This window comes from Microcoleus sp. Z1_B2, from assembly GCF_036700325.1.
Taxonomy (GTDB): Bacteria; Cyanobacteriota; Cyanobacteriia; order Cyanobacteriales; family Microcoleaceae; genus Microcoleus.
On the sequence record NZ_JAUBOQ010000108.1, the window covers coordinates 1 to 2,000 of the forward strand.

At 40.8% G+C, this 2,000-nt stretch carries 2 protein-coding genes; both read left to right on the forward strand.

What is annotated here, in order from left to right:
* Positions 1 to 289: 289 nt before the first annotated feature.
* Positions 290 to 1,489 (forward strand): hypothetical protein, encoded by a 1,200-nt coding sequence (locus tag QT984_RS29610; RefSeq protein ID WP_333234324.1) that lies wholly within the window; start codon positions 290 to 292, stop codon positions 1,487 to 1,489.
* Positions 1,490 to 1,650: 161 nt separating this feature from the next.
* Positions 1,651 to 1,917 (forward strand): hypothetical protein, encoded by a 267-nt coding sequence (locus QT984_RS29615; RefSeq protein WP_333058645.1) that lies wholly within the window; start codon positions 1,651 to 1,653, stop codon positions 1,915 to 1,917.
* The last annotated feature ends 83 nt before the right edge of the window (positions 1,918 to 2,000 follow it).

Consider the following 2,000-nt stretch of genomic DNA (forward strand, 5'->3'; position numbering starts at 1 on the left):
ATTTTTTTCTAATTAACTATTTTTATCGATTTTATCATGATCTTGCCTCTGTCTCACATTTATTTGAAATGACTATAAATAGGGTTTTGTCTTGCTTTTGAGTGAGAAATACTCTTAATCGAGCGCCCATATATTAATTACCTCACTAAATTTCTACCTTTCTTTATGTATCTTAACATAGTTTTGTTTTTTTTCGCCGACCTACTTAACACTTCAATTCAAGTTAGGCGTCAAGCGAGTCAATAAAGCCTGCGGATGTTACCTGACAATGCAAGGGATTACTGATGCTTTGAGGAGGGCTCACCTAGTCGCTAGCGCTTTAGAATCACTAAAAACCGAGTCTCAGTTCTTGGCTTGGTATGATGATGTGATTATAGAAAAGAACGTCATCAAAAATGATTTGATGACGTTCGGTGAGGCGATAGCAAGAGTAGAAAAAGAATATTGGGATGGACACACAAAGCGTCGTCAACCTCGCGACAAGAACAATCCTAGCCATCAATATAGTTGGCGATGTGTTTACGGACACTATTTCAAGCTATTGCCACAAAACACAGTCCTGAACCTGGCAGACATTCTACTGGTAGTTCACAGCAAGCAAGTAGGAACTAAATGTTTCAAAAACTGCTTGTGCGCTATGCGTAAGCTTGCTGAGACTGTTGGCAACACTGACTTGCTTATTCGGCTTAAAGAAATTAACGGCACGCAGACACAGTTCAGAGAAGACCTTCAGTCTATATCAGTGGATGAATTTTTTAAATTTCACGAGGAAGTTTTAGCTATCTCCGATGATAAGCGGTACAACTTAGAATCACGCAAACGATGGTTGTGGGTATTCTCAATGCAGGTGGTGTATGGTTTTCGGGTACATGAAGTGTTCGCGATACAGAACGTCAACGAACCGTTTAAGACAAAAGATGGCATTACTATTCCGGCACTGAGTGAACCAAGTAACACGAAAATGATTGCCGTAGTAGGGGAAAAAACCAAGTTGGAAACTACGACTAAGACTGGCTACCGATTGTGTGTGCCAATGCTTCCTCCTACTCATTCGGATTTAATCGAACGCTTGGGAATCAAGTTAGGAAAATTGCCTGAAGTTAGGTTGACATCGAACAATCCAAAGACAATTTCTGGTGCATATAATGACCGTGCGTGGGCTACTTTGAAAAGATGGAATAAAGGTTTTACTCAGTCTCACGCTTTACGTCACCTAGCTAATCTCAACGGTCAAATGGCAGGGATGTCCCAGGAAACAAGAGCTAAAAGCTTAGGACATTCAACACAGATGAATGAAGGTACTTATAAAAAACGAGCCAATACTAAGACGACAATTGACTTGCTAACTCATTCAACAAAAGAAGCTATCCCTTTAGGTAGTGCTATTGGGGTACTTAAACAATTGGGTAGTGACGGGAAAAGTATCAAGCTGCTAGCTGCTATTTATGGCATTACGCCCGACGAAGTGATGGAGTTGCTTGCCGAATAATTTGAAACAAAACTTTACACTTCCTGTGTTGACAAGGAAGTGTAAGTCTGCAATCGTGAGTAACTAAGGAAGATTGATGCGCGACTGCTAAGCACTGCAAATGCTTAACAAGTCACGACTTCCCCAAATCGTTATCTCTCAACGTTTGGAGCCTATAAATTATGCCACTTTCAGCCGATTGTCCTAACGGACGATCGCAACTCTTAATGTTTCCCCGTCGCGAGTTATTGCAAAAAATCGCATCGGCCGCTTTGTTATTTTTTGTGCCACGTCCTCAGTCAGTCTTTGAATTTCCCAAAAAATATCCTGCACCGCAGTTTAACGTCGGTGACAAAATTCTCAGTTTTTGGCCTGATAATGACGAGGCTATTTCCCCTGAGTTTGGCGAAATAGTTGGAGTCTGTTGGCATCTATTAGTGACAAGTTAAGGTGAGGGGTAAATTGTCAAGGGGGTATTTACATTGGTTAAAAAATAGATGAAACTCAGAATAGGCAAGTAGTTGAGCAATTA

Excerpts from the sequence above, each read along its gene's own strand:
- QT984_RS29615 (WP_333058645.1), top strand. The coding sequence starts at position 1,651 with ATGCCACTTTCAGCCGATTGTCCTAACGGACGATCGCAACTCTTAATG.